The organism is Mesorhizobium sp. M7A.F.Ca.AU.002.02.1.1, assembly GCF_003998535.1.
Lineage (GTDB): Bacteria > Pseudomonadota > Alphaproteobacteria > Rhizobiales > Rhizobiaceae > Mesorhizobium > Mesorhizobium ciceri.
On record NZ_RZPB01000456.1, the window covers coordinates 1 to 5,046 of the forward strand.

General features: G+C 63.3%; 5 protein-coding genes and 1 pseudogene. All 6 read left to right on the forward strand.

The features are described from left to right. Window positions 1-467: pseudogene (locus EN879_RS23915) on the forward strand (NADH-ubiquinone dehydrogenase); the annotation flags it as partial. A 73-nt stretch (window positions 468-540) separates the two neighbouring features. Then, window positions 541-2,622, forward strand: a complete 2,082-nt coding sequence (gene nuoG / locus EN879_RS23920) for an NADH-quinone oxidoreductase subunit NuoG (protein WP_013531096.1) — start codon at window positions 541-543, stop codon at window positions 2,620-2,622. A gap of 2 nt (window positions 2,623-2,624) precedes the next feature. Further along, window positions 2,625-3,668, forward strand: a complete 1,044-nt coding sequence (nuoH, locus tag EN879_RS23925) for an NADH-quinone oxidoreductase subunit NuoH (protein ID WP_013531097.1) — start codon at window positions 2,625-2,627, stop codon at window positions 3,666-3,668. Further along, window positions 3,668-4,159, forward strand: a complete 492-nt coding sequence (nuoI, locus tag EN879_RS23930; RefSeq protein ID WP_013531098.1) for an NADH-quinone oxidoreductase subunit NuoI — start codon at window positions 3,668-3,670, stop codon at window positions 4,157-4,159. Before nuoH ends, nuoI begins: the two co-directional genes overlap by 1 nt. A gap of 122 nt (window positions 4,160-4,281) precedes the next feature. Continuing rightward, a complete protein-coding gene (locus tag EN879_RS23935; RefSeq protein WP_013531099.1) occupies window positions 4,282-4,902 on the forward strand; it encodes an NADH-quinone oxidoreductase subunit J in 621 nt (206 codons plus the stop codon). Window position 4,903: 1 nt separating this feature from the next. Then, the coding region (locus EN879_RS23940; protein ID WP_206520990.1) for an NADH-quinone oxidoreductase subunit K at window positions 4,904-5,046 on the forward strand (143 nt) is incomplete at its 3' end.

Sequence of the window (5,046 nt, forward strand, 5' to 3'; positions counted from 1 at the left end):
ATCATTGTTTTCGCCGTTGCCCGTGCCTTGGTGGAGGAAGGACTCGGTTCGATGAACCGAGTCCTTCCTCCACCAAGGCACGGGCAACGGCGAAAACAATGATCGCCGAGGCGCAGTCCTTCGCGCAGGAAGTCACCGATATTGCCGCCAAGGAAGCCGCCACCATGACGCCGGTGGCAAATGCCGTTCCCGCAACGGGCGGCGTCGGCGATGCGCTGTTGCCCGAGGATTTCAGGCAGCCCAAGGCCATGGAGAAGCCGGCGAAACCGGCGGATCTCAAGGCGATATCCGGCATCGGGCCCAAGCTGGAAAAGGTTCTCAACGGCCTCGGCATCTGGACGTATGCCCAGATCGCGGCATGGACGCCGCAAGAGGTTGCCTGGGTCGAGGACTATCTGTCGCTCGGCGGCCGCATCGGCCGCGACGATTGGACAGCTCAAGCGGCGGCGCTCGCCGTCAAGAAGTGAATGAAGTGCTCGACGTGGTCTCGACCGCGTCCGGAAAAAGAGATTGCGGGAACTCCGCAGGGGTTTGAGGCGAATGGCAAAGCTCAAGGTCGACGGGAAAGAGATCACTGTACCCGACCACTACACGCTGCTGCAGGCGGCGGAAGACGCTGGCGCGGAAGTGCCGCGCTTCTGCTTCCATGAGCGGCTGTCGATCGCCGGCAATTGCCGCATGTGCCTGATCGAGGTGAAGGGCGGGCCGCCCAAGCCGCAGGCTTCCTGCGCCATGAACGTGCGCGACCTGCGTCCCGGCCCGAATGGCGAGGCGCCGGAAATCTTCACCAACACGCCGATGGTCAAGAAGGCCAGGGAAGGCGTGATGGAGTTCCTGCTGATCAACCATCCGCTGGATTGCCCGATCTGCGACCAGGGCGGCGAATGCGACCTGCAGGACCAGGCGATGGCTTTCGGCGTCGATTCCTCGCGCTATCACGAGAACAAGCGCGCGGTCGAAGACAAATACATCGGACCGCTGGTGAAGACGGTGATGAACCGCTGCATTCACTGCACGCGCTGCGTCCGCTTCACCACCGAAGTCGCCGGCATTTCCGAACTGGGCCTGATCGGCCGTGGCGAGGATGCCGAGATCACCACCTATCTCGAACAGGCGATGACCTCGGAGCTGCAGGGCAATGTCATCGACCTTTGCCCGGTCGGCGCGCTGACCTCGAAGCCATTCGCCTTCCAGGCGCGGCCGTGGGAGCTGACCAAGACCGAATCCATCGACGTGATGGATGCGGTCGGCTCGGCGATCCGCGTCGATAGCCGGGGCCGCGAAGTGATGCGCATCCTGCCGCGCGTCAACGAGGCGGTGAACGAGGAGTGGATCTCCGACAAGACCCGCTTCATCTGGGACGGCCTGCGCACGCAGCGCCTTGACCGCCCCTATGTGCGCAAGGACGGCAGGCTGGTTGCTGCCAGCTGGGCCGAGGCCTTCGCCGCGATCAAGGACGCGGTGTCGAAGACGGCGCCCGAAAAGATCGGCGCTATCGCGGGCGATCTCGCCGCCGTCGAAGAAACCTATGCGCTCAAGCTGCTGATGGCTTCGCTCGGCTCGAAGAATACCGATTGCCGCCAGGATGGCGCCGCACTCGATCCGGCGCTGGGCCGTGCGAGCTATATCTTCAACCCGACCATCGAAGGCATCGAGCAGGCCGATGCGGTGCTGATCATCGGCGCCAACCCACGTTATGAAGCCTCGGTGCTCAATGCGCGCATCCGCAAGCGCTGGCGGACCGGCAATCTGCCGGTCGGCGTCATCGGCGATGTCGGCGATACCCGCTACGATTACGAACAGCTGGGCGCCGGGCCGGATTCGCTTGGGGATTTGGCCAACGGCAATGGCAAGTTCTTCCAGACGCTGAAGAAGGCGACACACCCGCTGATCATCGTGGGACAGGGCGCGCTGGCGCGTGCCGATGGCGCGGCCGTGCTCGGTCAGGCGGCCAAGCTCGCGGCCGCCGTCAACGCTGCTCGCGCAGACTGGAACGGCTTTGCCGTGCTGCACAATGCGGCCGGGCGCGTCGGCGGTCTCGATCTCGGCTTCGTGCCGGGCGAGGGCGGCAGAAACGTTGCCGGCATGCTGGGCGAAATGGAGCTCTTGTTCCTGCTCGGCGCCGACGAGATCGACATGGCCAAGACCGGCGGCGCCTTCGTCGTCTATATCGGCACGCATGGCGACCAGGGCGCGCACCGCGCCAATGTCATCCTGCCGGCGGCCGCCTACACGGAAAAATCGGCCACCTATGTCAACACCGAAGGGCGTGTGCAGCAGACCAACCGCGCCGGCTTCGCGCCGGGCGAGGCGCGCGAGGACTGGGCGATCCTGCGGGCGCTGTCGGATGTGCTGGGCAAGAAACTGCCGTTCGATTCGCTGCCGCAGCTGCGCGCCAAGCTTTATGGCGAATACCCGCATCTGGCCCGTATCGACCAGGTCGCGGCCGGCAATGCCGAGGATATCGCCGAGGTGGCGAAGCTCGGCGGACGGCTGAACAAGGGCACCTTCACCTCGCCGGTGAAGGATTTCTACCTGACCAACCCGATCGCGCGGGCATCGGCCGTGATGGCGGAATGCTCGGCACTGGCCAAGAGCGGCTTCAAGCAGGCGGCGGAATAAGCATGGACACTTTCTTCTCCTTCTACGTGCTGCCGGCGCTGCTGATCCTGTTGAAGTCAGTCGTGCTGATCGTCGTTCTTTTGATCTTCGTCGCCTACATCCTCTACGCCGACCGCAAGATCTGGGCGGCGGTGCAATTGCGCCGTGGCCCGAACGTCGTCGGCCCCTGGGGCACGCTGCAGGCTTTCGCCGATCTGTTGAAGTTCGTCTTCAAGGAGCCGGTCATCCCGTCCGGCGCCAACAAGGGCGTGTTTCTGCTGGCGCCGCTGGTGTCGGCCGTGCTGGCGATCTCGGCCTGGGCGGTCATCCCGGTCAGCCACGGCTGGGCGATCGCCAACGTCAATGTCGGCATCCTCTATGTCTTCGCCATCTCCTCGCTCGAGGTCTACGGCGTGATCATGGGCGGCTGGGCGTCGAACTCGAAATATCCGTTCCTCGGCGCGCTGCGCTCGGCCGCGCAGATGGTGTCCTACGAAGTCTCGATCGGCTTCGTCATCGTCACCGTTCTGCTCACCGCCGGCTCGCTCAACCTCACCGATATCGTGCTGTCGCAGCATGATGGAATTGGTACGCGGCTTGGCCTGCCCAACACCTTCCTCGACTGGAACTGGCTGGCGCTGTTCCCGATGTTCATCATCTTCTTCATCTCGGCGCTGGCCGAGACGAACCGCCCGCCCTTCGATCTGGTCGAAGCCGAATCGGAACTGGTCGCCGGCCACATGGTCGAATATTCGTCGACCCCGTTCCTTTTGTTCTTCCTCGGCGAGTATGTCGCCATCGTGCTGATGTGCGCGCTGGCCACCATCCTGTTCCTCGGCGGCTGGCTGCCTCCGTTCGACTTCGCGCCGTTCACCTGGGTGCCGGGCGTCATCTGGTTCGTGCTGAAAGTCTGCTTCGTGTTCTTCGGCATCTCCATGGTGAAGGCCTTCGTGCCGCGCTACCGCTACGACCAATTGATGCGGCTTGGCTGGAAAGTGTTCCTGCCGATCTCGCTGTTCATGGTGGTCGCCACCGCGGCCTTCCTCAAGATCACGGGGTTTGCGTGATGTCCGCTCTTTCCCAAGCCGCCAAATCGCTGCTGCTGCAGGATTTCGTCAGCGCCTTCTTCCTGTCGATGCGCCAGTTCTTCGCGCCGAAGGAGACGATCAACTATCCGCACGAGAAGGGGCCAACCAGCCCGCGCTTCCGCGGCGAGCATGCGTTGCGCCGTTACCCGAACGGCGAGGAACGCTGCATCGCCTGCAAATTGTGCGAGGCGATCTGCCCCGCGCAGGCCATCACCATCGAGGCCGGCCCGCGCCGCAATGACGGCACGCGCCGCACGGTGCGCTACGACATCGACATGGTGAAGTGCATCTATTGCGGCTTCTGCCAGGAAGCCTGCCCGGTCGACGCCATCGTCGAGGGGCCGAATTTCGAGTTCGCGACGGAGACGCGCGAGGAACTCTACTACGACAAGGACAGACTGTTGGCGAATGGCGACCGGTGGGAGCGCGAGCTGGCGCGCAACATCTCGCTGGACTCGCCCTACCGCTGATATTTGACGCATGGACGGGGCGAGGGGCCTCGTCTAAGGACACAACGAAACTTGCGGCCTGAGGCGGCAAACATCGAAACAGGACGGTTGTCCTGTTTGTACAGGAACCCGGGGGATCCCCAATGTTGAGTGGACTAGAGGCGGCCTTTTTCTACCTCTTCGCCTTTGTCGCGGTGGCATCGGCGTTCATGGTCATTTCGTCGCGCAACCCCGTGCATTCGGTGCTGTTCCTGATCCTGACCTTCTTCAACGCCGCCGGCCTGTTCATGCTGACCGGCGCCGAGTTCCTGGCGATGATCCTGCTCGTCGTCTATGTCGGCGCGGTGATGGTTCTGTTCCTGTTCGTCGTCATGATGCTCGACGTCGATTTCGCCGAACTGAAGAGCGGCGCCCTGCAATATGCGCCGATCGGCGCGCTGGTCGGGCTGATCCTGGCGGCGGAGCTGATCGTGGTTCTCGGCGGCTACACCTTCGCGCCGCAGCTCGCTTCGACGGTCTCCAAGCCCATTCCGGATCTTGCCACGCGGACCAATACCGCCGCGCTCGGCGACATCCTCTATACGGACTACCTCTACTACTTCCAGATTTCGGGCCTCGTGCTGCTGGTCGCCATGATCGGCGCCATCGTGCTGACGCTGCGCCACAAGCCAGGCGTCAAGCGGCAGTCGATCGCAGCCCAGGTCGGCCGCACACCGGCGACCGGCATGGAAATCCGCAAGGTCAAGACAGGCGAGGGACTCTGAGATGGTTGTCGGCATCGCACATTATCTGACCGTATCGGCTGTTCTGTTCACGCTCGGCGTGTTCGGCATCTTCCTGAACCGCAAGAACGTCATCGTCATCCTGATGTCGGTCGAGCTGATCCTGCTGGCGGTCAACATCAACTT